Genomic DNA, 26,370 nt, shown 5'->3' on the forward strand with positions numbered 1-26,370 from the left:
CTACTGCGCGGTGCGGGGGAAGGAGACCTCCACGCGGCGGTTCTTCTTGCGGCCCGCTTCGGTGGAGTTGTCGGCGATGGGGTACTGCTCGCCGTAGCCGCGTACCTCGAAGGTGACGTCGGGGGCGTTGAGGTCCTGGTCCAGTACGGCCTGTACGGCGTTGGCCCGGCGCTTGGACAGGACGTCGCCGTGGGCGGAGGAGCCGAGGTTGTCGGTGAAGCCGAAGACGCGTACGCGGGTGGCCTTCTGCTTCTCGATCTCCTCGGCGATGGCGGTGATGCGGGCGCGGGCCTCCGGGCCGAGTTTGGCGCTGTCCTTGCCGAAGAGGACTTCCGCCTGGAGGGCGAAGGTCACGTCGGCGTTCGTGTCCTCGCGGCGCTCGTCCCCGCTCTGGTCCTCGACGACCGACTTGATGTCCAGCACCTTCGCTGCCGCGAGCGTGGCTCCCTCCGGCAGCTTCAGATCCGGATCGGTGGGGTCCACTTCCACGGGCGCGGCGGCGCTCGGCTCGGTCCCAGGCGGCTCACTGGGCCCGTCCGCGTGGGCGGGCGTCAGCGGGGTGAGGAGGGCCGCGGTCGCGGCGACTGCCAGGAGGCGGGCGAGACGGGTGGTGGTCACGGGGGCCTCAGTTGGAGATTTTGAGGGGGGCACTGGAGAACGTCGGCAACTGGAGAGTCACCTCGGCGGTGCCCTCGGGCGGGGCGGGGAACTGGATGAAGACCGGGATGGTCTGGCCGGACTGGATCGTCGTCAGCCCGGTGGTCGTCAGCGGCCGGCCGTCGGTGTCCCGCAGTACGTAGTAGCGCTTCTTCCCCTTGGGGTCCACGAGGGTCGCGCCACCCAGTGATGTGCCGTGCTGCACGATCTCGGTCTCGTCGCCGCGGAGCCCTGAAGGAATGACCAGCGATTTGGCGCCGTCGTTCTTCAGCACCCCGTTGACGGTGACGAAGCCGCCCGAGTCGCGGTCGGCGGAGGTGACCTGGAGCAGCAGGCCGTCCTGACCTCGCAGTTCCGCGATCGGGTCCTGCGAGTTTCCTTCCTGAGCGCTCGGCCCGGAGCCGTGACCCTTGGAAGCGGAAGCCGAGGCCGAGGACTCGGGCTTCTTGTCGTCGCCGCCACCTCCGCAACTCACCACACCAACGGCAAGACCTGTCGCGATGACCAAGGCGACCGCCCCCCTTCGAGCCCTTGCAGTGAATCCGATACTCATCGCTCCGCTTCCTTCATCGCTGGTCATTCACTGGTCAGTCGGCCAGATGGACGTCAAAGAGGTCTTCGGGGCCGGGCAGGTCACGATCAGCGTCCGGCTTGAGGTCCCAGAGGGTTCCGTCGCAGTCGAGCCGGGGCAGCGCGTGCCCCGCGCCGACGAGGTCGAAGGTGCAACGCGGCTTGATCACGGCAGTGGCGGAGGCCGTGGCCTTGAGGCCGTCCGTGCCGGGCACGACGGAATGCCCGACCGTTCTGTTGGTCGTGACATCGGCGGTGTATTCCAGCGCGAATCCGTCGCAGCCGTCGAGCCGTGCGTCGTTCTGCGCCGCCAACTCACTAGCCCGCCAACACGGATTGTCGATGTGCGCGGTGCCGGCGAAGATGTCGCCCCACTTGGTGGGGTCGAGAAGGTCGTCCACCCAGGCATCGGCCAGTTGGTCACGCGCGTTCTGCGCGGCAGCGAGGGCCGCGGCGTCGGCCGCGGTCTGGGCGCCGCTCCGGTTGACCGCGGCCTGGCCGACCGCGAGATAGGCCAGGGCAAGAAAGAGCAGGCCCGCCACCACCGTGATGTAGATGGGGAAGACCTGCCCGACGTCGCCTTTTCGGCGAGGAATCATCACACGATTTTGTTGATCTGCGTCATGATCTTGTCGAGGATCGCCGAACCGATACTCGTTCCCGTCACCGCGAGCACGATCGCCACCACCACCGCGATGATTCCCAGGTACTCGACGGCGGTCTGGCCTTTGTCGTTGGTACGGCGCTGCAAGGCAACCAGCAGCTTCAGAATCGGATCGCTCATGGTGTTCCCCTCCGGATTCGTCTCCGATCCGCGCACGGTACGGCGGTAAGAGGAGGCGGGCCCAGGGTCCGGGGGCCCAGGTTTGGGCCCAGTGGGGCTGGGTCATGGGCATCTCACGCCACCCCTAACCACTTGGCGGTCGCCTGGGATCTGTTGGTGGTGTGGAGTTTGGCGAAGATGTGGTTGATGTGGTTCTTGACGGTTTTCTCGCTGATGAAGCAGGTGGCGGCGATCTGATGGTTCGTCATGCCGGATGCGATGAGGTCCATGATCTCCGCCTCTCTGGTGCTCAGTTGAAAACTCGACCGGAACGACTGTCCCATAGAGGATTGCATCTGCGAAAGGGTTTTTGCAGACATCTCCCAAGGGAGGGTGGAAAGTTCGGGTTCCGTGTGTGCACTCGCACCCGGCACCACCGCCGGAGGCAACAGCGCGCGCACCGCCCCCGGCGTCACATGCGGACGCCCCTCGCACACATCCCGCACCGCCCGTACCAACTGCTCCGTATCGAATTCCCCGTGCACCAGGTATCCCCCCGCCCCCAGCCGCAAAGCCTCCCGCACGGTCTCCGTCTCATGGCTGTAGGTCAGCATCATGACGGGCGCCAGCCGGACCAGGTGGGGCAATGCCGAGATTCCGTCGACACCCGGCATCCGGACGTCGAGGAGGACGATGTCCGGCCGGTGCCGCAGCGCGGCCTCGTACGCCTCGCGCCCGTCCGCCGCCTCGGCCACCACGGTGGTGTCCTCGCGGCCGGAGAGCAGCGCGGTGAGGCCGGCGCGGACCACGGGGTTGTCGTCGGCGACCACGAGTCGCAGCGGGGCGGTGGGGGGTGCCGGGGGGAACCGCATCGGAGTCTCCTTTCGCGGGTTCATTCGGGCAGGGGGATCTCGACGCCGATCTCGGTGCCGGACGCGTGCGCGCCCCGGCCGATACGGATACGTGCCCCCGCCGACGCGGCCCGCTCCACCATGCCGAGCAGCCCGAAGTGACCCTCGGCGCGCAGGGTTCGGAGGGTGACACCCGCCGGCAGGCCCTTTCCGTCGTCGTGGATCGAAAGGCGGAGGTGGCCGTCCTGGACGCCCGCCGTCACGACGACCTGGGTGGCGTTCGCGTGGCGGTGGGCGTTGTCGAGGGCCTCGGCGGTGAGGGCGAGGAGGGCGCGGAGGGTGGGTGGGGGGAGGGGCGGTATCGGGTCGCCGGTGGGGTGGCAGGTGACGGGGAGGCCGGTACGGGTCGTGAACTCGGCCGCTTGGAGGTTGAGTTGCGGCCACAGCGGCGCTTGTGGCACCTCCTCACGGAGGTCGGTGAGGAGTTCACGGGACTCCGCGGCCGCCCGGCGGGCCGAGCGGGCGACCAGTTCCGCCTCCTGGCGCAGGCGGGCGGGGTCGGGGGTGGCGGCGGAGGCGGTGACCGCGAGGGCGTCGGAGGCGAGGGCCACGCCGTGCAGGGTCTTGGCGAGGGAGTCGTGCATCTCGCGGGCGAGGCGGGCGCGTTCGGACTGTACGGCCTCCGCCGCGGCGAGCCGGGCGCGCACGGCCGTGAGGGCGTGGGTGGCGGTGCCGAGCCGGAGCATCAGGTTGCGCAGGGTGGAGCCCATCGCGCCGGTGATGACGCACAGGCCGGGGAGCAGCAGGGTCTCGGCGAGGCCGGTGTGCCGTTCGGCGTCCAGGGTGGCGTGGACGAGGAGCAGGATGAGCGACTGGAGTGACGCGAAGAAGGCGGCACCGCGCCAGCCGTAGAGCAGCCCGGCCAGCAGCGGGGTGCAGACGCTGACGTAGGCGAGGGTGGTGTCCGGACCGGCGGACACCAGCAGCAGGGACCCGAAGAGCGTGTCGGCGGCGAGCAGGCTCGGATGCCGCAGCAGCAGCGGCCCGAACCGCCCCCAGTCCCGGAACAGCACGTACGACACCATGAACGTGACCACGACGGCCGCGCCGACCAACCGGGCCCCCAGCCCCGGCGCCGCATTGAGCAACGCGGCAGGCGCGGCCAGCACGATCATCGCCAGCCGAAACCCGAACACCTGCCGCCCCACGGCCTGCAGAGCCCGCACCTGAAGCCCTTCGGGGGGCGCCGAGCCACCCGTAGACCCGTCGGGTCCGGCCACCGGGCCCTCCAGAGCAGTCGCCGGAGGTTCCCCTTCTCCGTCCTCCCGCTCCTCCACCACCTGCTCCCCCGACCTCCGCGCCATGGCCCACCTCCCCCCAGACCCTTTCCCCTCCCTACTCCCCCGCCAACGACCCGAAGTCCACCCCGGACCCCAGCAGCAGGCCCGCGCCCAGCAGCAGCATCGTCGCCGGGACCATGAAGGTCGTGATCATCAACGTGGCCTTGGGGACCACGCGGGCGGCTTTGCGGCGGGCGTTCTGGGCGTCGGTGCGGCGCATGTCCTTGGCCAGGGAGACGAGGGTGTCGACGATGGGGGCGCCGAGTTCCTCGCCCTGTTGGAGGGCGGTGACGAACATGGCGACCTGTTCGGAGTCGTTGCGGCGGCGGAGTTCGGTGAAGGCCTGGCGGCGGGTCATGCCGAGGTCCATCTGGCGCAGGGTGATGCGGAGTTCGTCGGCCCAGGGGCCCTCGTAGCGGGTGGAGACGCGGTCGAGGGCCTGGCGGAAGCCGAGGCCGGCGCTGACGACGACGGCGAGGACGTCGAGGAAGTCCGGCAGGGTGCGTTCGATGACGTCCCGGCGGACCCGGATCGCGGACCAGATGCCGACCTCGGTCCAGAAGGCGCCGAAGGCGAGCAGCAGGAGGGCGACGAACCACTGGCCGCGCAGGAGGAAGACCAGGAAGCCGAGGGTGCCGAGCGCGCCGTAGACCGCGCGGCGGGCGGCGTAGCGGTCGATGGTGAGGCCGCCGGGGTTGCCCGCGAGGTCGATGCGGCGGCGGTAACGGGCGACCAGGCCGGGGCCCATGAGGCGCAGGACGAGGGGCGCGTACCGCATGCCCATGCGGTCGATCACGGAGCCGACCGCACCGGTGCGGGTGGCGCCGATCTCCAGGGCGACGGCGAGGTCGCCGGGCAGCTTGGTCTCGGCGCGGTACATGCGGACGCCCGCGAAGGCGCCCCAGACGCCGAGGGCCGCCAGCAGGGCGAGCAGGAGTGTCATCCGGTCCGTCATCCCCTCACACGTCGATCCGGCTCATGCGGCGGATGAGGACGAACCCGACCGCGTACAGGGCGAAGGCGATGATCACGCAGCCCTGGCCGACCGGTGACCCGGTCAGGCGTTCCAGGGCGCCGTCCTTGACGCCGTTCATCAGGAAGAGCGCGCCGACGCCGAGGGCGGGCACGGCGTACGAGGTCATGGTGACCTGGGAGAGCTGGGTGCGGATCTCGCGGCGGGTCTCCTTGCGCTCCTCCAGCGTCTCGGTGAGGTTGCGCAGCGCGGAGACGACCTGGCCGCCCGCCCGGTTGGAGAGCACGAGGGTGGTGACGAGGACGACGAGTTCGCGGGAGGGCAGCCGGGCGGCGAGTTCCCCGAGCGCGTCCTCCATGGAGTGACCGATCGCCAACTGGTCCGCCACCTGCGAGAGTTCCTCCCCCGCCGGGGCCTCCAGCTCCTCGGCGGCCATGCCGATGGCGGTGCGCAGGGCGAGCCCGGCCTGGGTGGCGTTGGCCAGGATGCGCGCCAGTTCTGGGAGTTGGTTGATGAAGCGCTCGATGCGTTTCTGGCGCTGCCAGTTGAGGAACTGCACGGCCGCCCAGATGCCGAGGACCCCGGCGATGGGTCCGAAGAAGGGCGCGAGGGTGACCTGGCCGACGAGCCAGAGCGCGGCGACCGCGGTGAGCATCCCGGCGAAGAACTCGCCGGGGGTGAGGTCGAGTCCGGTCGCGGCGAGCCGGAGTTGCAGCGCGCGGCCCAGCGCGGTGCGGCGCAGCCTGCGGTCCAGCCCCCGGAAGCGGCGCCTGCGGCCGCCTGCCGGCACCTGGTCGGCGTGCGCGAGCCGGTCCTCCAGGGCGGCGCGCCGGGCCCGTCCCGAGGCGTAGGTCTGGACGCCCGCGACGGCGAGGAGGCAGGTCAGCAGGGTGATGCCGGTGGTGAGCTGCGCGAGGGTGGACAGATCCATGGGCCTACCTGGCCTCTCGGGTGGCGAGCTGGTCCGCGGTGCGGGCCACGCCGAACGCCTGGGGCACGGGCTGGCCGGCCATGTAGAGGCGGTCGGCGGTGCGGCGTGGCAGCGGGAAGTACTGGAAAGCGCCGTGCACCTGGCCGTCGGCGGTCATGGGGCGGGCGTCGAAGCGGGCCACGGTCGCCAGCCGGTACGGCTCCCCGCCGTGGCTGTCCAGCAGGGCGACCTCGGTGATCCGGCGAGCGCCGTCGGCGAACCGGGTGAGCTGGACCAGTACGTCGACCGCGCTGTTGATCTGGTCGTGCAGCGCGGCGAAGGGCACCTCCACGTCGGACATGGAGGCGAGGGTCTGGAGCCGGGTGAGGGCGTCCTCGGCGCTGTTGGCGTGCACGGTGGCGAGCGAGCCGTCGTGACCGGTGGACATGGCCTGGAGCATGTCCAGGGACTCCCCGCCGCGGACCTCACCGACCACGATGCGGTCGGGCCGCATGCGCAGGGAGTTGCGGACGAGGTCGCGGATGGTGACCTGGCCGCTGCCCTCGACGTTGGGCGGGCGGGACTCCAGCCGGACCACATGGGTCTGCTGGAGCTGGAGTTCGGCGGAGTCCTCGATGGTGATGATGCGCTCGTGCGCCGGGATCAGTCCGGACAGGGCGTTGAGCAGGGTGGTCTTGCCGGTGCCGGTGGCGCCGGAGACGATCACGTTGAACTTGGCCTGCACCAGCCCGGCGAGCAGCAGCAGCATGTGGTCGTCGAGCGAGCCGAACCCGATCAGCTCCTTGAGGGTGTAGGAGCGCGGGAAGCGGCGGATGGTGAGGACGGGGCCGCTGAGGGAGAGCGGCGGGATGATGACGTTGACGCGCTCGCCGGACGGCAGCCGGGCGTCGACCATCGGATTGGATTCGTCCACGCGGCGGTTGACGGTGGAGACGATGCGTTCGATGGTCTGCATGAGCTGGTCGGCGGAGGCGAAGCGCAGCGGCAGCCGTTCGACGCGGCCGCCGCGCTCGACGAAGATCGAGTCCGGCCCGTTGACCATGATCTCGGTGACGGAGGCGTCCTCCAGGAGGGGCTCCAGGATGCCGAGGCCGAGCGCCTCGTCCACCACGCGCCGGATCAACTGGGCGCGTTCGGCGGTGGAGAGCACCGGGCCCTCGCGGCTGATGATGTGGCCGAGGACGCGTTCGAGCCGGGCCCGGCGCTCGGCGGCGGCCAGCGAACTCATCTCCGCGAGGTCGATCTCCTCCAGCAGCTTGGCCCGGTAGGAGGCGACCAGATGTCCGTCCTCGCCCCGGCTGCCCTGCTCCTCGGGGGAGTTGATGCGTGCCCGCAGACTCATGGGCGGCTCCTCGCTCCTGATCAGTGGTCGAGCGGCATGGTGGCGGACTTGACGGCGTTCCCCAGGTCCCAGCCGGGCACGACGTCGGGGATCTTGACGGTCGCGGTCACGGTGACCGAGTCACCGCCCCCACCGCCGCCCGAGCAGGACACGCTGAGTCCGCCGCTGACCGCGCCCGCGCACGCCCCCTGTGCGTCTTGGCGCAGCGAGGCGGCGCGCGCCCCGGCCCGCGCGGCGGTACCGGCCTGCTCGGCGGCGTAGGCGACGGCGCCGATCTGGATGCCGGCGAGGCCGACGATCAGCAGCACGGGGACGAACCCCAGGTACTCGATGGCGACCTGGCCCCGGTCGCGGGGGCGCGTACGGCTGCGGCGCATGTCAGGCATCTCAGTCCTTCACCTCCTCCACGGCGCCGGCGTGGCCGTGCACCGTGACCGGGAAGTCGATGGAGCCGGGGAAGAGGACGGGGACCTTGAGATCGACATCGGCGGTGACGAAGCCGGTGCCCCCGCACCGCACCGACGCCCCGTCCCGCCAAGCCCCGGACAGATGCTTCAGCCCCGCGTCCGAGCACGCCCCCGCCCGCGCGCCCCGAGGGGCCGCCGTGCCCGCCCGTACGCCCTCGTCGGCGGCGTTCCCGGCGAGCGTGAAGGCGTACCCGACCAGCACGCACTGCCACATCAGGACCAGGGTCAGCACGATCAGCGGGGTCATGCCGAGCAACTCGACGGCGACCTGCCCCCCGTCCTCCCGTAACCTGCCGCGGCGCCTCATGCCTACTCCTTCCGCCGCCGGAAGCCCACGGCCCCCCGGTCCCCGCCGCGCTGCCGGCCGCCCCGGTGGGCGGGGCCGTCGGCGGCCCTGGCCAGGCCCAGTTCCCCGGCGAGAGCCCACAGGGCCTGGCGTACGGTGCTGCGGGCGTCGAGTTCGTGCACGCGTCCGGCGTCCACCACGCCCTGCAGCTCCTTGAAGGCGGCGGGCACGGTGGTGCGGGCCAGGGCGGTGCCGGTGATGCGCTGGATCAGCGCGGGCTGGATCTCGGTGACGCGGGTGTGGCGGTTGACCACGACGGTGGTCTCCTCGGCCTTGCGGATCTGGAGCCGGTCCCACATCCGCACGGTCCGCTTGGCGGCGCGTACCGAGACCACGTCGGGCGTGGTGACCAGCAGCGCGGTGTCGGCGCCCTCCACGGCGGCCGCGGTGGCCCCGGTGAGCTGGGCACCGCAGTCCAGGACCACGACTTCGTAACGGGCGCGCAGGGCGTGGATGATCTGGCGGACGGCGCGGTCGGTGACCTCCTCGCCGCGCTCGCCCTCGCCGGGCGCCAGGAGCAGGGCGAGGCCGGTGTCGTGGCGGTAGACGGCGTCGGCCAGGACGCGTGGGGAGATGTCGGCGATGGCGGCGAGGTCGGCGACCGAGCGACGGAACTGGATGTCCAGGAAGGACGCCACGTCACCGGTCTGGAGGTCGAGGTCGGCCAGCACGGTGGCCCTGCCCGACGCCTGTGCGGCGAGGGCGAGTTGGAGCGCGGCCGTGGTGGCGCCGGTACCGCCCTTGGCCCCGCTGACCGTGATCACCGTGCCGCCGGGGCCGCTGAGCACGTCGGCCCCGCCGTGCCCGAGGTGGCGGCGCACCCCGCTGGACCACTGGGCGACCGCCTGCACCCGGTGCGCGAGGTCCTCGTAGGCCAGCGGCAGCCCGACCAGGCCACGGGCGCCGGCGTCCATCGCGGCGGCGAACAGGGCGGGCCCGGCGTCGGTGGTGACGAGGATGACGCCGACGGCCGGGAAGCGCAGCGCTATCTCCCGGATCAGCTCCAGCGCCGGTACGGGGCCGATGCGTTCATGGACGACGACGACCTCGGGGAGTTCGTCGACCGACTCGGCGGCGAGCCGCGCCAGGGTGTCGATCAGCCGGGTGGAGTCGGTGACCGGCGGGACCGGCTCGGCGTCGGGGAGCTGGCTGAGCAGGGTGGTGAGGGACCGTACGGCGTCCGGGTCCGCGCCGGCCGGCAGAATCCTGGTGGGCATGCGGGCCGCCTCTCACTTGTCCGTCGCTAGTTCATAGGTGCGCTCGCGGTCCGGTATCTCCGTCTCGCCGCCGGGGGCGAGCAGGGCGAGCCGGACCCGCTGGGCGAAGGACTCGGCGTAGGTGACGCGCTGGGCGTCCAGGGCGGACAGTGCGAAGGTGATGGGGACGGCCTCGGTGGGCCGACTCTGCTGGTCGCGGTCCCGGTCCGGGTCGAGGGCGGTGATCCTGCCGACGTCGAGGACCCGCGCGTCCGTGACGATGATCTTCGACTGGTCGGGGTCGCTCTCCTTCTTGCCCTCGAAGGTGGCGTAGACGTTGACCCGGGCGCCAGGTGTGATCTTGCCCGCGACACCCGTGGCCGCGTCGATCATGATGGCCACCTCCTGCTGGCCCGGCCGCAGTTCGGGCTGGTCGACGACCATGTCGGTCTGGAGCAGGGAGCCCGCGCGCAGGGTGGTGACGGCGATCTTGCCGCGCAGTTGGGCGAGGTCGGTGACGGCGTTGGCGGACAGCCACCGTTTGGGCATCCGGACCTTCTCGAACTGGTCCGCGCCGAGCGCGGTGTACGGCTGGACCGCGGACTTGACCCGGTACGCGGTGACCTCGGGGCCGACCTTGGAGCGCACGTCGCTGATGACGGACAGCACGCCCGCGAAGGCGCCGAGGGCGCACAGGACGGAGAGGATCAGGAGTATCACGCCGCGGCGCTGACGGGAGTTCATGAACCGTGCAACCTCATTGGGGGAATCGGTCGTGCGGGACGGGAGCGGGGTCCGTATCGGTTCAGGCGGGCGTACGCCCCTGAAGGGCGTGCGGCGGCGGCAGCGGGTGCTCGGGCGGGGCGGCGGAGCAGAAGACACAGCGGTCGCCGATGACGTCGAGCCCGCACCAGTGGCAGCTCGACTGCCGTACCGACGTGACGAGTTGGTAGAGCACGGAGAGGTCGGCGAGGTAGCCGCAGAACTCGATCATCCGGCCGGTGCCCCACCAGGCGGGCGACTCGGCGGGCAGCGGGGTCTCACGCAGCCCGTGCACGCCCCAGTCCTTGGCGAAGCCGGTGATCCAGTCGGACTGCAACTGGCCCCGGGCGAGCAGCATCCAGGTGCTGAACTCGGGACCCTTGAGGGTGGCGCCCTGCACGGCCTTGACGAGCTGGGGCTCGGGGTGGGCGACGACGGCGAACTGGGCGCCTGGAACCCAGGACTTGGCGTGCGCCTTGAGCCCTACGGGAACGTGGTCGAGGCGGGCGACCGAGCCGAGTACGGCACCGGCGTGGATGTAGTGGGTGAGCAGCCGCCCGGCGGAGGCGAGCACACCGGGACTGAGGTCGCAGGTGGCGAGCTGCCGTAACTGCCGGGCCAGGACCGCGACGCCGAGCGGCGGTAACTCCGGCCGGAACACGGCGATACGGTCGCTCTCCAACAGGGAGCGCAGGGTGTGCAGCCGGCGCAGCACGGGCTCGGGGGTGGCCTTGGAGCACAGGACGACCAGATAGCCGAACTGGTCGACGACGGCCTGGACTTCGGAGAGGGTCTGGTCCAGCGGGCGGCTGCCGAGATCGCGCAGCACGACGGCGGGCATGGTCCGCTCGTCCTGTGCCGGGAGCGCCAGGTCGGCACTGGTCACGGCGATGGCAGTTGGCACGCGCAGCTCCCCGCTCTCACACCCTCCGGCCCACCGGCACGGTTCCCCTCGGGCCATGACGACTTCATTGCGTGACTACGTGAGCACTGTATCCACGCCTGGATCACGGGAGAACAGCGTTTGTGTAGCTCGTGGGGAACTCTCCGGTCACAACTTGCTCCAAAGCGGGACAGGTTGCACAGGCAGGTCCGTGGTCATCCGTACGCGGCCCCTTGACAGCGCAATTGGTCTGGACCAACTTGTACACACACTCCCCGCGAACTCCCCCACCGGAGGCTCCAGTTGGACCTCGTATCTGTCATGCCCGCGCGCGGCGGGCGCGGCCGGGCCCGTGCCTGGTCGGTGACCGCCGCTCTCGCCCTCGCCGTGGCGGGGCTGGCCGCCGCTCCCGCCTCGGCGGCGGACGTCAACAACGCCAGGAACGCCGGCTTCGAGTCGGGCCTGGCCAACTGGACCTGCTCGGCGGGCAGCGGGACGACCGTCTCGTCCCCGGTGCACGGCGGCTCCGCCGCGCTGAAGGCCACCCCGGCCGGGCAGGACAACGCCCAGTGCACCCAGTCGGTGGCGGTCAAGCCCAACTCCACGTACACGCTGAGCGCCTGGGTGCAGGGCGGGTACGCCTACCTCGGGGCGACCGGCACCGGCACCACCGACGTGTCGACCTGGACCCCGGACAGCTCGTCGTGGAAGCAGCTCTCGACGACGTTCACCACGGGCTCCGCCACCACCTCGGTCACCGTGTACACCCACGGCTGGTACGGGCAGGCCGCGTACTTCGCCGACGATGTGCAGGTGCAGGGCCCGGACGGCGGCGGGGGCGGTGACCCGGCGCCGACGAAGCCCGCCGCGCCGGGCGGCCTCGCGGTGTCCGGCACCACCTCGTCCTCGGTCTCGCTGGCCTGGAACACGGTGTCGGGCGCGACCGGGTACAACGTCTACCGCGACGGCACCAAGGTCACCGCGGTGAGCGGCACCTCGGCCACCGTCACCGGGCTCGCCGCCTCGACCTCGTACTCCTTCCAGGTCACGGCGACCAACTCGGCCGGTGAGTCGGCGAAGTCGGCCACCGTGAGCGCGACCACCACGTCCGGTGGCGGCACCATCCCCAAGGGCGACCTGCCCAAGCACGCGGTGACCGGGTACTGGCAGAACTTCAACAACGGCGCGGCCGTGCAGAAGATCTCCGACGTGCCCTCGGCCTACGACATCATCGCGGTGGCCTTCGCGGACGCCACCTCCACGCCCGGCGCCGTGAGCTTCAGCCTGGACTCGGCCGGTCTGAACGGCTACACGGTCGACCAGTTCAAGGCCGACATCAAGGCCAAGCAGGCCGCGGGCAAGAAGGTGATCGTCTCCGTCGGCGGCGAGCGCGGCACGGTCGCGGTCAGCGACACCGCGTCGGCGAACAACTTCGCCAACTCGGTGTACTCGCTGATGCAGACCTACGGGTTCGACGGGGTCGACATCGACCTGGAGAACGGGCTCAACCCGACGTACATGACGCAGGCGCTGCGGTCGCTGTCGTCGAAGGCGGGCTCGTCGCTGATCATCACGATGGCGCCGCAGACGATCGACATGCAGTCGACGTCCGGCTCCTACTTCCAGACGGCCCTGAACGTCAAGGACATCCTCACGGTCGTCAACATGCAGTACTACAACAGCGGTTCGATGCTGGGCTGCGACGGCAAGGTGTACAGCCAGGGCTCGGTGGACTTCCTGACCGCGCTGGCCTGCATCCAACTGGAGGGCGGGCTCGCCCCGTCGCAGGTGGGCATCGGTGTGCCGGCCTCGACCCGGGGCGCGGGCAGCGGCTATGTCGCGCCGAGCGTGGTGAACAGCGCGCTGGACTGCCTGGCCAAGGGCACCGGCTGCGGCTCCTTCAAGCCGGCCCGGACCTACCCGGACCTGCGCGGCGCGATGACCTGGTCGACCAACTGGGACGCGACGGCGGGCAACGCCTGGTCCGGCGCGGTCGGTCCGCACGTGCACGGGATGCCGTAGAGGTACCGGAAACGGGCGGTGCCCCGGCCTCCCTCAGGGGGAGGCCGGGGCACCGCCCGTTGTTCACCGGGGCCTGTTCACCCGGACCGGTTCACTCCGACTCGAAGTAGGCGTCCAGTACCGCGTCCATCTCGGCGTCCCACTCCGCGAACTGCGAGCGGGAAGCGGCCTCGATCTCGATCGGGTACCAGCGTCGGTCCGGGGTGTGCACCGTGACGGTGAAGCGCTTGCCGAACCGGGCCGTCTCCGTCTCCACGGCGGCGATCTCCGGCCAGGTGAACTCGCACTCCTCCGCGTCCAGGGCGAGGCGCACGCCCCGCCGGTCCGCGACTATCCGCGCCCGGCGGTCGGCGGCCTCGAAGACGGGGCCGTCCTGCTCGGCGGGCTCCTCCTCGGAACCGGCCGCCTCGGCCTCCGGAACGGATTCAGCGGACGCCGAACTCCCTTCCGCCTCCGCCGAGTCGGCCGCTTCGGCCGTCGGCTTGGCGTCCTCCGCTTCCCCCTGGGCGGCGGAGCCCGTCAGACCGGGGATGAAGGCCGGGTCGAACCCGGCACCCGTGACGGGCTCGCCCTTCAGGGGCTGGCTGCTCGATCCTATGCGCTGCTCCACGGCGGCAGTATGGACGACTTCCCTGTGCCGGAACCACCCGGCGCTCCAATCCCGCCGGTATCCCACCGGTACGTCCCCCGTCGTGCCCGCCGGAGGAACAGTCAGACGAACAGGCTCACCACCGCCGCGACCGCGAACCCGGCGACGGAGAGGACCGATTCGAGGACCGTCCACGTCTTCAGCGTGTCGCGTTCGGTGATGCCGAAGTACTTGGCGACCATCCAGAACCCGCCGTCGTTGACGTGCGAGGCGAAGATGGAGCCGGCGGAGATGGCCATGATCACCAGGGCGGTGAACGCCTGGGAGTGGTGGCCCTCGGTCAGCAGCGGGGCGACGATGCCCGCCGTCGTCACGATGGCGACCGTGGCCGAGCCCTGGGCGACCCGCAGCACCAGCGAGATCAGGTACGCCAGCACGATCACCGGCAGGCCCACGCCGTTGAAGGTGTCCGAGAGCGCCTGGGCGACCCCGCTGGCCTTGAGGACGGCACCGAAGACCCCGCCCGCGCCGACCACCAGCAGGATGTTGCCGACCGGCTTCAGGGAGGCGGTGGAGACGTTCTCCAGGGACTTGCGGGACCAGCCGCGCCGGATGCCGAGCAGGTAGTAGGCGAGCACCAGGGCGATGGTGAGGGCGACGAAGGGGTGCCCGAAGAACTCGACGACCGAGCGCACGGTGGACGGGTCCAGCGCGACCGAGGAGAAGGTGGCGGCCAGGATCAGGATCAGCGGCGTACCGATGATGGCGAGGACCGTGCCCAGCGGGACCGGCTTCTCGGCGGGCTCCACGCCCGAGGCCCGCTGCTCGGCGAGGACCGCCTGCCGGGCCTCCTCCGCCGCCTCGACCATGTCCTGCGGGACGGGGACGAAGATACGCCGGCCGACCCAGGCGGCGAACGCCCACGCGGCCAGCACCGCCGGGATGCCGCAGATGACGCCCATGAGGACGACCCAGCCGAGCTGGACGTGCAGCAGTCCGGCCGCGGCCACCGGGCCGGGGTGCGGGGGCAGGAAGGCGTGGGTCATGGACAGGCCCGCGAGCAGCGGCAGGCAGTACAGCAGGATCGACTTGCCGCCCCGCTTGGCGGCCGCGTAGACCAGCGGCGCGAGGACGAAGATGCCGACGTCGAAGAAGACCGGGATGCCGAAGATGAGGCCGGTCAGGCCCATCGCCAGCGGTGCCCGCTTCTCGCCGAACAGCCGCAGCAGGCGCCCGGCGAGGACCTCGGCGCCGCCGCTGACCTCCAGGATCGCGCCCAGCATGGTGCCGAGGCCGATGATGACGGCGACGTGGCCGAGGATGCCGCCCATGCCGGACTCGATGGTGGAGACGGCGTCGGAGCGCTGGACGGTGCCGAAGAGTTCGGTGACCGAGAGGCCGGCGAGCAGGCCGACGGTTATGGACACCGTGAGCAGCGCGACGAACGGCTGGAGCCGAACCTTGATGATCAGGAAGAGCAGCAGGGCGATGCCGATACCGGCGACGGTGAGCAGGCCCGGGGTGCCGTCCAGCAGGAGGAGCAGTCCTCCGGTGTGGGGTGGCGCGGCGGGCGCGGGTGCGGCGAGCGGGAGGGACATGAGAGGGGGGTCCTCTGCGTGTGAAGGGTAAGTACATCGGGCTTTCGGGCAGGGTGGAGCGCGGCACGGCACCCGAAGGGGGTGCCGTGCCGTGTGCGTTCGTGCGGGTGGTGCTGTCTTCGAGGGGCGGTCAGCCGAGGACGGCGAGCGCGTCGATCTCGATGAGGAGCCCGGCGGGCAGCCCCACGTAGACCGTGGTGCGGGCGGCCGGGGGCTGGGTGAGGCCCTGCTCGCCGAAGTAGGTGTTGTAGATGTCGTTCATCTCGGCGAAGTGGTCCACGTCGGTGAGGTAGACGCGGATCATCATCACGTCGTCCCAGCTCGCGCCGCCCTCTTCGAGGATCGCCTTGACGTTGGCGAGGGTCTGGAGGGTCTGCTCGCGCAGGGTGGGACCGGCGGGGGTGGGGGCCTTGCCCTCCTCGGCGGGCAGGAAGCCGACCTGGCCGGCGACCTGGAGGATGTTGCCCTTCCTGACGCCGTGCGAGAACTTCGCGGGCGGCACCGTGTGGGTCTTCGGGGTGAGCGCGATCTTGTCGGTCATGCGGTGGGGTCCTTCACTGGGGTTCTTCCGGAGTACTCGCCGCTGATGGCGTCCGCCGTGCGGCGCACCCGCGGGAGCAGGGTGAGGAGTTCGTCGGCGGTGACGACGACGTTCGGCGCGGAGACCGACATCGCGGCGACCACCCGGCCGTCGGCGCCCCGGATGGGGGCCGCGACACAGTTGATGGACTCCTCGTGGCCACCGAGGTCGGTGGCCCAGCCCTGTTCGCGCACCTTCTCCAACTCGCGCAGGAAAGCACCCGCGTTGGGGGTGGAACGGGCCGTGTACAGGGGGTATTCGAGCTTCTCCGCCAGCGCCCGGCGCTCGCCCTCGGGCAGATCGGCCAGCAGCAGCTTGGCGACGGCGGCGACGGTGATGGCCACCGGCTTGCCGACGCGCGAGTACATGCGCACCGGGTAGCGGCTGTCCACCTTGTCGATGTAGAGCACCTCGTTCTCCTCGTGCACGGCGAGGTGCACGGTGTGCCCGCACGCCTCGTTGAGCCGGACGAGGTGGGGGTGGGCGATCTCGCGGATGTCGAGGTTCTCCATCGCCTCCTGGGCGAGGGCGAAGAGGCGGGCGCCGAGCCGGTAGCGCTGGTCGGACTGGCGGTAGACCAGGCCGTGTTCGTGCAGGGTGCGCAGCAGGCGCAGCGCGGTGGACTTGTGCACCCCGAGCCGCTCGGCGACCTGGCCGAGGTCGGCGGGGCCCTCCGCGAGCAGCGGGAGGATGCTCAGGGCGCGGTCGACGGTCTGGCTCATTCGGTGCTCGTCTCCTCGGTGACCTGGTCGGCTCCCGTCCAGCCGGGGCCGAGTCGCAGTCTCCCCCACGCCTCGTCGTCGAGGGCGGCCAGGCGATCGGCGTGGTCGCGGGCGGGCGGGCCGGCGAGGTCGCCCGGGACGGTGAGGGCGGCGGCGGCCATGAGGTGGCCGTGCCGCAACCGGTCGCGTACGGGGAGCCCGCGCAGGGTGGCGGAGAGGAAGCCGGCGGCGAAGGCGTCGCCCGCGCCCACGGTGGCCATCACGTCGACGGTGAGGGCGGGCACGTGCACGGTGGATTCACCGCTGTCCGTCCGCTCGAACACCGTCGCGCCGAGCGGACCCTCCTTGACGACCAGCACCCGGGGTTCGGGCAGCAGCCGCCGGACCGCCTCGACGCCGCCCCGCGCGCCCCAGGCGTCCTCGGCCTCGTCGGTGCCGACGAAGACGATGTCGGCCCGCCGCGCCAGGTCCAGCAGCACCAGGGCGTCGTCGGCCTCGCGCCACAGGCCGGGCCGGTGGTTGACGTCGAAGGACACCACCGGACGCCCCTCGCGCGGCGCGGTCAGCGTGTGCAGCAGTTCCCGGCACCCCGGCGACAGCGCGGCGGTGATCCCCGAGAGGTGCAGCACGCGTCCCGCGTCCAGCGCGGCGAGGTCGGTGTTGTCGACGGCCATCGCGGAGGCGGCCGATCCGGCGCGGTAGTAGGCGACTTCGTGGGCGTCGGTGGCCCGGTCGGCGGCGGTGCGGAAGTAGACCCCGGTGGGGCGGGCCGGGTCCACGCGGACCGCGCCGGTGTCGACGCCGTAGGAGCCGATCCGCTCCACCAGGTGCTGCCCGAAGCCGTCGGCGCCGACCCGGCTGACCCAGCGGGCCGGGTGCCCGGCGGCGGCGAGGGTGCAGACCACGTTGGACTCCGCGCCGCCGATGCCCCGTTGGAAGGCGGGCACGTCGGCGAGGCGGCCGGGGCGGTCGGGGAGGAAGGTGACCATGGACTCGCCGAGGGCGACGACATCCACGGCGTCGGGGGCGGCGCTGGACGGTCCGTCGGCGGTCACGATGGTCTCGGCTCCTCGTCGGTGCTCCGGGGTGACGACTTCGTTGACCCCGTGTTGGCCGAGATGTTAGACAGCACAGAGCGACATACGCAATGGATGTTGCAGAGAGTGCAACGACGCTGATCAGGAGGCTCGTATGGCTCGTGAGACCGGTTCCGAAGCCCTGGCACAGCTCGCCGGGGAACGGGTCGACCACCGTTTCAAGGGTCTTCCGCCGGACGCCGCCGGGCTGACGGTGGGCGAGCTGGCCGCCGAGCGCCGCAACCTGTTCACCGACGGCTTCGCCACGCCCGTCCTCGCGCTGTCCGCCGAGCGCCTGGCGCACAACCTCGCCCTCATGGAGACGTACGCCGCCCGGCACGGCCTCGCCTTCGCCCCGCACGGCAAGACCTCGATGGCGCCCCGGCTCTTCGCCCGGCAGATCGAGCACGGCGCCTGGGGCATCACGGTCGCGGCACCCCACCAGGTCTGGGTGGCACGGGAGTTCGGCGTCGAGCGGATCTTCCTCGCCAACGAGCTGGTGGACGCGGCCGCGCTGCGCCGTATCGCCGCCGAGCTGGCCGCCGACCCCGACTTCCGCCTCGTGACCTACGTCGACTCCGTGCGCGGGGTCGAGCTGATGGACGCGGCCCTCACCGGCGCCGCCCGCCCGCTGGACGTGGTGGTGGAGCTGGCGGCCGGCGAGGGCGCCCGCACCGGTGCCCGCACCGAGGCGGAGTGCGCGGAGGTGGCCGCAGCGGTGGCCGCCACCGACACCCTGCGCCTGGTCGGCGTGGCGGGGTACGAGGGTGAGGTGCCCAAGGCCGATCCGGAGCGGGTCGGGGCCTACCTGCGCCGGCTCACCGCGCTCGCCGCCACCCTGGACGCCGAGGGTCTCTTCGGCAAGGCGGACGAGATCGTGGTGAGCGCGGGCGGCAGCGCCTGGTTCGACACGGTGGCCGAGGTGTTCGCCGAGGTCCCCGAGCTGTCCCGGCCGGTGCTGAAGCTGCTCCGCTCGGGCGCCTACGTCTCCCACGACGACGGCCACTACCGCCGCATCACCCCCTTCAACCGGGTCCCGGAGGAGGGCGCGCTGGAGCCCGCGTTCCGGCTGTGGGCCCAGGTGGTCTCCCGCCCCGAGCCCGGCCAGGCGTTCGTCAACGCGGGCAAGCGCGACGCCGCGTACGACCTGGACAAGCCCGAGGCGCAGGTCGTACGCCGGGACGGCGCCGAACGCCCCGCCACCGGCATCACGGTGACCGCCCTGTCGGACCAGCACATGTGGCTGGCCACCACACCGGAGGCCGATGTCATGGTGGGCGACTGGATCGGCTTCGGCCTGTCCCACCCCTGCACCAGCTTCGACAAGTGGCAGCTCATCCCGGTGGCCGAGGCGGACGGCACGGTCGTGGAATACATCCGCACGTTCTTCTAGGAGGGCAGCGCCATGGAAGAACTCGTGATCCGCGACGCCGAGGTGATCGACGGCAGCGGGGCGCCCGCCTACCGCGCCGATGTGGTGGTCGACCGCGGCAGGATCGTCTCCATCGTCAAGGAGGCCGCGGCGGCGGGCTGTCAGCGCCCGCGCGCCCGGCGCGAGCTGGACGCGGAGGGCCTGGTCCTCTCCCCCGGCTTCATCGACATGCACGCCCACTCCGACCTGGCCCTGCTGCGCGACCCCGACCACAGCGCCAAGGCCGCCCAGGGCGTCACCCTCGAAGTGCTGGGCCAGGACGGCCTCTCGTACGCCCCCGTCGACGACCGCACGCTGGAGGAGGTCCGCCGGGCCATCACCGGCTGGAACGGCTACGGCGACGACCTCGACATGGACTGGCGCTCGGTCGGCGAGTACCTGGACCGGCTGGACGAGGGCATCGCGGTCAACGCGGCCTACCTGATCCCGCAGGGCACGGTCCGCGCGCTGGTCGTCGGCTGGGAGGACCGCCCGGCGACCCCGGCCGAGCTGGACCGGATGCGGCAGTTGGTCGCCGAGGGCCTGGAACAGGGTGCGGTCGGCCTCTCCTCCGGCCTCACCTACACCCCCGGCATGTACGCGAACGACGCCGAACTGACCGAGCTGTGCCGGGTGGTGGCCTCCTACGGCGGCTACTACTGCCCCCACCACCGCTCCTACGGCGCGGGCGCCCTGGAGGCGTACGCCGAGATGGTCGCCCTCACCCGGGAGGCGGGCTGCCCGCTGCACCTGGCGCACGCCACCATGAACTTCGGCGTCAACGAGGGCCGCGCCCCCGAGCTGCTCGCCCTGCTCGACGCGGCCCTGGACGCGGGCGCCGACCTCACTCTGGACACCTATCCCTACACCCCCGGCTCCACCACCCTGGCGGCTCTGCTGCCCAGTTGGGCGAGCGAGGGCGGCCCGGCGGAGATCCTGGCCCGGCTCACCGACCCGGCGACCGCCGAGCGCGTCCGGCACCACCTGGAGGTCACCGGCTCCGACGGCTGCCACGGCGTACCGGCCCAGTGGGAGACGATCGAGATCTCCGGCGTGACGAACCCGGTGCTGGCGCAGTACGTGGGCCGTACGGTGAAGGAGGCGGCCGGGCTGCGCGGCGAGGAGCCGTGGGAGACCGTCCGGCACCTGCTGGTCGAGGACCGGCTCGGCACCACGATCCTGCAGCACGTCGGCCACGAGGAGAACGTCCGCGCGATCATGCGCCACCGCGCGCACACCGGCGGCTCGGACGGCATCCTCCAGGGCACCAAGCCGCACCCCCGCGCCTACGGCACCTTCCCGCGCTACCTCGGCACCTACGTCCGCGAACTGGGCGTGCTGTCGCTGGAGGAGTGCGTGGCCCGGCTGACCTCGCGACCCGCGGCCCGGCTGCGGCTGCCGGACCGGGGCCTGGTGCGCGAGGGGTACCGCGCGGACCTGGTGCTGTTCGACCCGGCCACCGTCGCCGCCGGCTCCACCTTCGCGGAGCCGCGGACGCTGCCGACCGGGATTCCGCACGTGCTGGTGGACGGACGGTTCGTCATCGAGGACGGGCGGCGCACCGACGTGCTGGCGGGCCGGTCGGTGCGCCGTACCCCGGTGTGACGGTCAGGGCTTGGGCAGCGTGCAGCCGGCGGCGCTGAGGTTGAGCTTGTTGCCGGTCGTGAAGCAGGCGGGTATCTGGTAGGTCTCCTGGGCGTAGTTGATGCCCTGGCGGACGGTGACCTTGCCGTTCTGGTCGACCTCGCACGGGTTGTTCTCGGTGCAGGACTGGCCGTCCTCGTTGCCCGTGTTGTTGACGGCGACGACCTTGCCGGTGGCGGTGTCGATCACCGGGGAGCCGGAGGTTCCGCCGATGGTGTCGCAGGCGGCGGTGTAGCGCAGCGAGTCCTTCCAGGTCCAGCCGCCCTCCTTCAGCCGGTACACGAACCCGTCGGCGTTGCAGGAGTAGATCCGCTTCCAGTAGCCGGAGACGACCTTGATGCCGCTCCCGGCCACCGGGTGGGTGTCGCTCAGCGGCAGCGCGTTGATGCCGTACGAGTTCCGAATCGCCGCGTAACTGGTGGTCAGCCGGTACAGGGTGACGTCGGTGTCGGTCATGGTCGAGTAGACGACCTGGTTGGCACGGAGTGTGGCGACCTTGGTGCCGGCCGAGTTCAGCAGGCCGAAGGTGCGGCTGGAGGACTGGCCGGTGATGACCTGGCCGGGCTGCGGGAAGCCCGTCTCCAGGCAGTGCCCGTTGCTCAGCACCAGCGCGGGGTCGCTGTCCGCCGAGCCCGGTAGCCGGACGACGGAGCCGGAACAGTTGCTGAGCGACACGGTCCCGGCGAAGTCGACGGTCACCGCCTTGGCCTGCGGCGCGGCCACGGCCGGGGTCGCGCCGAACCCGGCGAGCGCCACGGCGGAGAGCGCGGCCAGGAGAGGCTTGTTCATGTGGGGGTCCCCTCTGCGGAAGCGGACGACCGGAGAGCCTCCGGGCGCCCGTATTGTCATGCGCATTGTCATCCGGTTGGTGGGAGAGGACAAGGAGGCGTCAGCCGGGGAACGCCGGGGGCGGGTCCGTCGGGCTCAGCGGTGCCGGTGCCCCTTGCCGCCGCGGGTGGGCCTACCGGTGGAGGACGGGGTGGGGGAGGCCGCGGGAACGGCGGCCGTCGACGCGGGGGCGGTGGACGGCGGGGCCTTCTCGACGGCGGTGCCGCCCCCCGGCGCGACCGAGAGGGCGGTCGACGGGGCGGCAGGGGCAACGGACCCTGCCGTGGTGGCACGCAGCGGGGTGGCCGGGGGCCGGCCGCCGCTGGTGGCGGTGGAGGCCGCGCTCACCGGGGCCGTGGCGTCCGGCGCGCCGGAGCCGGCCGACCCCTCCTCGGACGCGCTGGACGTGGCCTGTCCGGTGGTCACCGGGCGGTCACCCCCGGACGGTGCCGAGGAGGCCACCAGACCGGCGATCACGGCCGCGGCCCCGACCGTGCCGGCAACCGCCCCGGCCACCACCACCCGGCGGCGCCGCCCGGCCGACCGCCGCCGGTGCCCGGACCGTCCGCCGGCCGCACCGGGAACTTCCGTGCCGCCGGGCCCTGTTGGGCCGAGGGGCGCGGAGAGCCCGGTCAGGGCGGGCAGTTCACGGGTCTCGTCGTACGCGCTCTGCCAACCGTGGGCGGCGGCGGGGTCGGCGTACCCCTCGTAGGAGGGGGCCGGGGCGGCCGGCGGGTGGTAAACGATCGACGGGACCGGCGCCGCGCCGTCCGCCTCGCGCGCGCCGTACACCCCCGCCTCGCACTCGCGTTCGGTAGACATGATCGTCGAATTGTAGGGAGGCGGACGCGCTCGGGACACCCCTCGGCGAAACCGACGTAAACCGACGCGTCCCACGTGGCGCAGAACACCGCGCGCCACTCCCCAGAGGCCGTAAGCTCGCGGGCATGCAGGTGATCCAGTCGACCAAGCTCGCCAACGTCTGTTACGAGATCCGGGGCCCGGTGCTCGAGGAGGCGATGCGACTGGAGGCGGCCGGTCACCGCATCCTGAAGCTCAACACCGGCAACCCGGCCGCCTTCGGCTTCGAGTGCCCCCCGGAGATCCTGGAGGACATCCTCCGCAACGTCTCCACGGCCCACGGCTACGGCGACGCCAAGGGCCTGCTGGCCGCCCGCCGCGCGGTGGTCATGCACAACCAGACCCTCGGCATCGAGACCGACGTCGAGCACGTCTTCATCGGCAACGGCGTCTCCGAGCTGATCGTGATGGCCATGCAGGCCCTGCTCGACGACGGCGACGAGGTCCTCGTACCCGCCCCGGACTACCCCCTGTGGACGGCGGCCGTCTCGCTGTCCGGCGGCACCGCCGTGCACTACCGGTGCGACGAGCAGGCCGACTGGATGCCCGACCTCGCGGACATCGAGCGGAAGATCACCGACCGCACCAAGGCCCTGGTGATCATCAACCCGAACAACCCCACGGGCGCGGTGTACGACGAGGCGATGCTCAAGGGCCTCACCGACCTCGCCCGCCGCCACAACCTGCTGGTCTGCTCCGACGAGATCTACGACAAGATCCTCTACGACGGCGCGGTCCACACCCCCACCGCCAAGGTCGCCCCCGACCTGCTCACCCTCACCTTCAACGGCATGTCCAAGGCGTACCGGGTGGCCGGGTACCGGGTCGGCTGGATGGCCGTCTCCGGCCCCCGCGCGCACGCCGACTCCTACCTGGAGGGCCTGACGATCCTGGCCAACATGCGGCTGTGCGCCAACATGCCGGGCCAGCACGGCGTGGTCGCGGCACTCAGCGGCCGCCAGACGATCAACGACCTGGTGCTGCCGGGCGGCCGGCTGAAGGAGCAGATGGACACGGCGTACGAGCTGCTCACCCAGATCCCCGGCGTGAGCTGCGTACGCCCCAAGGGCGCGCTGTACCTCTTCCCGCGCCTGGACCCGAAGGTCTTCAAGGTCAAGGACGACCGGCAGCTCGTGCTGGACCTGCTGCGCGAGGAGAAGATCATGGTGGTCCAGGGCACCGGCTTCAACTGGCCCGAGCCCGACCACTTCCGGGTCGTCACCCTGCCCAACGTGGCCGATCTGACGGACGCGGTGACCCGGATCGGGACCTTCCTGGACGGCTACGGCCAGCCGTAGCCGCTGACTCGACTCAACTTTAGACTCGATCCAAGCTAGGATGGTTTCTGTCAGCGCAGAGGAGGCCGTCCCATGTACGAACCGATCCGCACCAAGTCGGTCCACAGCACCCCGGCGGCCTCGGACTTCCCGCACCGCTCCCGCGACGAGGAGCTGGACATCCAGTTGGCCGGACACCTCGCCGCCCTGCTCGCCGTCACCGACGAGCTGCGCGGTCCGGCCGCCGACCCCGAGCTGGACACGGCCGCCGAGCGGCTGTCCGCCGAGGTGGCCCGGCTGCGGGGCGGCCGGGCTCCGGCACGGGCGGTGCCGGGAGCGGCCGCCGATCCGGCGCCGCTGCACCGCCGGGCGCACACCCTCGCGGGCCGCGCCCTGGTCGTCGCCGCCTCCCGCGCGGACACGGCGGCCGCGATCCTGGCCGCCGAGCGGATGGACGCCCACACGGCCGCGCTGGCCGCGCCGAGGGAACTCAGCGCGGCCCGCTGACCGTGCTTCAGCCGAGGCGCTCGACCAGCGCCCGGTACTGGTCCCACAGCTCCTTGGGCGTGTGATCGCCGAAGGTGTTGAGGTGCTCGGGCACCAGGGACGCCTCCTCGCGCCACACCTCCTTGTCGACGGTGAGCAGGAAGTCCAGCTCGGCCTCGGTGAGGTCCAGACCCTCGGTGTCCAGGGAGCCCTTGGCCGGCAGCACGCCGATCGGGGTCTCCACGCCCTCGGCGCGGCCGTCGAGACGGTCCACGATCCACTTCAGGACGCGGCTGTTCTCACCGAAGCCGGGCCAGACGAACTTGCCCTCGCCGTCCTTGCGGAACCAGTTGACGTAGTAGATCCGGGGCAGCTTCTCCGGGTCCTTGTCCTTGGCCACGTCGATCCAGTGGGCCATGTAGTCGCCCATGTTGTAGCCGCAGAACGGCAGCATGGCGAAGGGGTCGCGGCGCAGCTCGCCGACCTTGCCCTCGGCGGCGGCGGTCTTCTCGCTGGCCACGTTGGCGCCGAGGAACACGCCGTGGTTCCAGTCGAAGGACTCGGTCACCAGCGGGACCGCGCTGGCCCGGCGGCCGCCGAAGAGGATCGCGGAGATCGGCACCCCGCGCGGGTCCTCCCACTCGGGCGCGATGATCGGGCACTGGTCGGCGGGGACCGTGAAGCGGGCGTTGGGGTGGGCGGCCGGGGTGCCGGACTCCGGCGTCCAGTCGTTGCCCTTCCAGTCGGTGAGGTGCGCGGGCTGCTCCTCGGTCATGCCCTCCCACCACACGTCGCCGTCGTCGGTGAGGGCGACGTTGGTGAAGACCGCGTTGCCCCACAGGGTCTTCATCGCGTTGGCGTTGGTGTGCTCACCGGTGCCGGGCGCGACGCCGAAGAACCCGGCCTCGGGGTTGATCGCGTACAGCCGGCCGTCCTCGCCGAAGCGCATCCAGGCGATGTCGTCGCCGACGGTCTCCACGCTCCAGCCGGAGACGGTGGGCTCCAGCATGGCGAGGTTGGTCTTGCCGCAGGCGCTCGGGAACGCGGCGGCGACGTACTTGGACTCCCCGTGCGGGGGCGTGAGCTTGAGGATGAGCATGTGCTCGGCCAGCCAGCCCTCGTCGCGGGCCATGACGGACGCGATGCGCAGGGCGTAGCACTTCTTGCCGAGCAGGGCGTTGCCGCCGTAGCCGGAGCCGTAGGACCAGATCTCGCGGGACTCGGGGAAGTGCGAGATGTACTTGGTGGAGTTGCAGGGCCACGGCACGTCCTGCTCGCCCGGCGCCAGCGGGGCGCCCAGGGTGTGCACGGCCTTGACGAACTCGCCGTCCGCGCCCAGCTCCTCCAGCACGGCGCTGCCCATGCGGGTCATGGTGCGCATCGAGGCGGCGACGTAGGCGGAGTCGGTGATCTCCACGCCGAGCGCGGAGAGCGGGGAGCCGAGCGGGCCCATGCAGAAGGGCACGACGTACATCGTGCGGCCGCGCATCGAGCCCCGGAACAGGCCGCCCTCGCCGCCGGTCCCCTGGAAGATCTCCCGCATCTCGGCGGGGTCCTTCCAGTGGTTGGTCGGGCCCGCGTCGGCCTCCTTCTGCGAGCAGATGAAGGTCCGGTCCTCGACCCGCGCGACGTCGGTCGGGTCGGAGGCCGCGTGGTACGAGTGCGGACGCTTGACGGGGTCGAGCCGGGTGAAGGTGCCCTTGGCGACGAGCTCCTCGCACAGGCGCTCGTACTCGGCCTCGGAGCCGTCACACCAGACCACGTCGTCCGGCTGCGTCAGTTCGGCGATCTCGTCGACCCACGAGATCAGTTCCTGATGGGTGGTCGGGATGACGGTGGGAGCCGCGTTTTCGCGCGCCACGATCGCTCCTAAGTGAGGGTTTATGGCCCTGGGTGAGGGATTTTCTCGGCCCCTTGGGGGCTGCGGCCCGGATGCACGGCGGCAACCCCGATCAGGGTCGACGCTCATCCGGTACCGACCGCACTCATTTGATCATCCGATGCGAGTGCGCATATGTCCAGAGGGCGTCACAGGTGAGCGAGTACCCCCGAAACGGCGCGTTCCGCGTCCGCCCTGCTGACATGCGCACCTCTTTACGCGCACCTGGCCCGCATATGGCGAATTCTTTGCGCGCGAAGCCGGTGACGGACGTGAGACGATGGATCTTGGTGTGAGCGTGAACTCGGCCACGCAC

At 71.5% G+C, this 26,370-nt stretch carries 27 protein-coding genes; 5 read left to right on the top strand and 22 right to left on the bottom strand.

Features of this window, described 5'->3' with window-relative positions:
• The 14 genes from OG448_RS11035 to OG448_RS11100 all read right to left on the bottom strand — a co-directional run bounded on the left by OG448_RS11035 (position 1) and on the right by OG448_RS11100 (position 11,159).
• Positions 1–618, bottom strand: coding sequence for an OmpA family protein (locus OG448_RS11035; protein WP_405553165.1), 618 nt, complete (start codon positions 616–618; stop codon positions 1–3).
• Between the two features lie 7 nt (positions 619–625).
• Entirely contained in the window at positions 626–1,210 is a 585-nt protein-coding gene (locus OG448_RS11040) for a hypothetical protein (protein WP_405558759.1), read from the bottom strand.
• Positions 1,211–1,244: 34 nt separating this feature from the next.
• Complete coding sequence (locus tag OG448_RS11045; RefSeq protein WP_405553167.1) at positions 1,245–1,826, bottom strand: pilus assembly protein TadG-related protein; 582 nt, start codon at positions 1,824–1,826, stop codon at positions 1,245–1,247.
• A complete protein-coding gene (locus OG448_RS11050; protein ID WP_405553169.1) occupies positions 1,826–2,011 on the bottom strand; it encodes a hypothetical protein in 186 nt (61 codons plus the stop codon). The genes OG448_RS11045 and OG448_RS11050 overlap by 1 nt, the downstream gene beginning before the upstream one ends.
• A 113-nt stretch (positions 2,012–2,124) precedes the next feature.
• Positions 2,125–2,886, bottom strand: coding sequence for a response regulator (locus OG448_RS11055; protein WP_405553170.1), 762 nt, complete (start codon positions 2,884–2,886; stop codon positions 2,125–2,127).
• Positions 2,883–4,205, bottom strand: coding sequence for a sensor histidine kinase (locus tag OG448_RS11060; protein ID WP_405553172.1), 1,323 nt, complete (start codon positions 4,203–4,205; stop codon positions 2,883–2,885). Before OG448_RS11060 ends, OG448_RS11055 begins: the two co-directional genes overlap by 4 nt.
• A 31-nt stretch (positions 4,206–4,236) precedes the next feature.
• Entirely contained in the window at positions 4,237–5,124 is an 888-nt protein-coding gene (locus OG448_RS11065) for a DUF5936 domain-containing protein (protein WP_405553174.1), read from the bottom strand.
• Between the two features lie 16 nt (positions 5,125–5,140).
• Positions 5,141–6,085: a type II secretion system F family protein gene (locus tag OG448_RS11070; RefSeq protein ID WP_405553176.1), complete on the bottom strand. Its 945-nt coding sequence runs from the start codon at positions 6,083–6,085 to the stop codon at positions 5,141–5,143.
• 4 nt (positions 6,086–6,089) lie between these two features.
• Positions 6,090–7,427 (bottom strand): CpaF family protein, encoded by a 1,338-nt coding sequence (locus OG448_RS11075; RefSeq protein WP_086691888.1) that lies wholly within the window; start codon positions 7,425–7,427, stop codon positions 6,090–6,092.
• A gap of 20 nt (positions 7,428–7,447) precedes the next feature.
• The gene (locus OG448_RS11080) at positions 7,448–7,813 is read right to left on the bottom strand and encodes a TadE/TadG family type IV pilus assembly protein (RefSeq protein ID WP_405553177.1); all 366 of its coding nucleotides are present in this window, start codon (positions 7,811–7,813) and stop codon (positions 7,448–7,450) included.
• 1 nt (position 7,814) lies between these two features.
• Entirely contained in the window at positions 7,815–8,201 is a 387-nt protein-coding gene (locus OG448_RS11085; protein WP_405553178.1) for a TadE family protein, read from the bottom strand.
• A gap of 2 nt (positions 8,202–8,203) precedes the next feature.
• Positions 8,204–9,457 carry an AAA family ATPase gene (locus OG448_RS11090; RefSeq protein WP_161200326.1) on the bottom strand — a complete coding sequence of 418 codons (1,254 nt, stop codon included), beginning with the start codon at positions 9,455–9,457 and terminating at the stop codon, positions 8,204–8,206.
• A gap of 12 nt (positions 9,458–9,469) precedes the next feature.
• A complete protein-coding gene (cpaB, locus tag OG448_RS11095) occupies positions 9,470–10,180 on the bottom strand; it encodes a Flp pilus assembly protein CpaB (protein ID WP_405553180.1) in 711 nt (236 codons plus the stop codon).
• 61 nt (positions 10,181–10,241) lie between these two features.
• Positions 10,242–11,159 (bottom strand): hypothetical protein, encoded by a 918-nt coding sequence (locus OG448_RS11100; RefSeq protein WP_405553182.1) that lies wholly within the window; start codon positions 11,157–11,159, stop codon positions 10,242–10,244.
• Positions 11,160–11,402: 243 nt separating this feature from the next.
• On the opposite strand from OG448_RS11100, the gene OG448_RS11105 reads away from it, so the two are divergent.
• The gene (locus tag OG448_RS11105) at positions 11,403–13,103 is read left to right on the top strand and encodes a chitinase (protein WP_405558760.1); all 1,701 of its coding nucleotides are present in this window, start codon (positions 11,403–11,405) and stop codon (positions 13,101–13,103) included.
• A gap of 91 nt (positions 13,104–13,194) precedes the next feature.
• Here the strand turns inward: OG448_RS11105 and OG448_RS11110 are convergent, their stop codons facing one another.
• From OG448_RS11110 to OG448_RS11130, 5 genes are all read right to left on the bottom strand, one after another.
• Positions 13,195–13,713, bottom strand: coding sequence for a hypothetical protein (locus OG448_RS11110; RefSeq protein ID WP_405553184.1), 519 nt, complete (start codon positions 13,711–13,713; stop codon positions 13,195–13,197).
• A gap of 101 nt (positions 13,714–13,814) precedes the next feature.
• Positions 13,815–15,290, bottom strand: a complete 1,476-nt coding sequence (locus OG448_RS11115) for a GntP family permease (RefSeq protein ID WP_405553186.1) — start codon at positions 15,288–15,290, stop codon at positions 13,815–13,817.
• Between the two features lie 130 nt (positions 15,291–15,420).
• Positions 15,421–15,831: a RidA family protein gene (locus OG448_RS11120; RefSeq protein WP_030806913.1), complete on the bottom strand. Its 411-nt coding sequence runs from the start codon at positions 15,829–15,831 to the stop codon at positions 15,421–15,423.
• Positions 15,828–16,592 carry an IclR family transcriptional regulator gene (locus OG448_RS11125; protein ID WP_030806910.1) on the bottom strand — a complete coding sequence of 255 codons (765 nt, stop codon included), beginning with the start codon at positions 16,590–16,592 and terminating at the stop codon, positions 15,828–15,830. The genes OG448_RS11120 and OG448_RS11125 overlap by 4 nt, the downstream gene beginning before the upstream one ends.
• Positions 16,589–17,647: a sugar kinase gene (locus tag OG448_RS11130; protein ID WP_405553189.1), complete on the bottom strand. Its 1,059-nt coding sequence runs from the start codon at positions 17,645–17,647 to the stop codon at positions 16,589–16,591. Before OG448_RS11130 ends, OG448_RS11125 begins: the two co-directional genes overlap by 4 nt.
• A gap of 136 nt (positions 17,648–17,783) precedes the next feature.
• On the opposite strand from OG448_RS11130, the gene OG448_RS11135 reads away from it, so the two are divergent.
• Positions 17,784–19,061 (top strand): amino acid deaminase, encoded by a 1,278-nt coding sequence (locus tag OG448_RS11135; RefSeq protein ID WP_405553191.1) that lies wholly within the window; start codon positions 17,784–17,786, stop codon positions 19,059–19,061.
• Positions 19,062–19,073: 12 nt separating this feature from the next.
• Positions 19,074–20,684: an amidohydrolase family protein gene (locus OG448_RS11140; protein WP_405553193.1), complete on the top strand. Its 1,611-nt coding sequence runs from the start codon at positions 19,074–19,076 to the stop codon at positions 20,682–20,684.
• 3 nt (positions 20,685–20,687) lie between these two features.
• Here OG448_RS11140 and OG448_RS11145 read toward each other — a convergent pair whose 3' ends face one another.
• On the bottom strand, positions 20,688–21,512 hold the full coding sequence (locus OG448_RS11145) for a trypsin-like serine peptidase (protein WP_405553194.1): 825 nt from the start codon (positions 21,510–21,512) through the stop codon (positions 20,688–20,690).
• Positions 21,513–21,647: 135 nt separating this feature from the next.
• Positions 21,648–22,373: a hypothetical protein gene (locus OG448_RS11150; protein WP_405553196.1), complete on the bottom strand. Its 726-nt coding sequence runs from the start codon at positions 22,371–22,373 to the stop codon at positions 21,648–21,650.
• A gap of 125 nt (positions 22,374–22,498) precedes the next feature.
• Here OG448_RS11150 and OG448_RS11155 point away from each other — a divergent pair, with 125 nt between their 5' ends.
• Together OG448_RS11155 and OG448_RS11160 are read left to right on the top strand one after the other, a co-directional pair.
• The gene (locus OG448_RS11155; RefSeq protein WP_391294901.1) at positions 22,499–23,710 is read left to right on the top strand and encodes an aminotransferase class I/II-fold pyridoxal phosphate-dependent enzyme; all 1,212 of its coding nucleotides are present in this window, start codon (positions 22,499–22,501) and stop codon (positions 23,708–23,710) included.
• Positions 23,711–23,782: 72 nt separating this feature from the next.
• Entirely contained in the window at positions 23,783–24,196 is a 414-nt protein-coding gene (locus OG448_RS11160; RefSeq protein WP_030806890.1) for a hypothetical protein, read from the top strand.
• Between the two features lie 7 nt (positions 24,197–24,203).
• On the opposite strand, the gene OG448_RS11165 is transcribed toward OG448_RS11160, so the two are convergent.
• The gene (locus tag OG448_RS11165) at positions 24,204–26,036 is read right to left on the bottom strand and encodes a phosphoenolpyruvate carboxykinase (GTP) (protein ID WP_405553198.1); all 1,833 of its coding nucleotides are present in this window, start codon (positions 26,034–26,036) and stop codon (positions 24,204–24,206) included.
• Positions 26,037–26,370 lie beyond the last annotated feature (334 nt).

The sequence above is a fragment of the Streptomyces sp. NBC_01171 genome (assembly GCF_045039805.1).
In the GTDB taxonomy this organism is placed as follows: domain Bacteria; phylum Actinomycetota; class Actinomycetes; order Streptomycetales; family Streptomycetaceae; genus Streptomyces.